This window comes from Paraburkholderia sp. RL18-085-BIA-A, from assembly GCF_046027075.1.
GTDB lineage: Bacteria > Pseudomonadota > Gammaproteobacteria > Burkholderiales > Burkholderiaceae > Paraburkholderia.
In genome coordinates this window covers 1-281 of record NZ_JARESU010000707.1, presented here as the reverse complement: position 1 = coordinate 281, position 281 = coordinate 1, and the positions used below count along the sequence as shown (strand labels likewise).

Sequence of the window (281 nt, the reverse complement as noted above, 5' to 3'; positions counted from 1 at the left end):
CTCTTCGAAGATGGCCGGATCGAACCGGGACTTGCGTCCTCGCTTGGGTCGCTTTCTACCGCGTGAATTCGGGTTGATGTTGGGAACCATTTCACGGTTAAAAATGGCTTTGCGGTTCTGCCGGCAATCGTACACGGCATCCAGACTCACTATGGTGCCCCGCAGGTCCAACCCCACGGTACGGGCGATGCGCGTGAGTTGCGGCAGCGCTTCTCGCAACAGAGGCGATTCATTGCGATTACCAGGGGCCCTCACGAACGGCACGATCACGTTGCAATGCC

1 pseudogene is annotated in these 281 nt (G+C 58.4%); it reads right to left on the bottom strand.

Annotated features, from left to right (window positions below):
- A pseudogene (locus tag P0D89_RS54485) lies at nt 1-219 on the bottom strand (hypothetical protein); the annotation flags it as partial.
- Between the last annotated feature and the right edge of the window lie 62 nt (nt 220-281).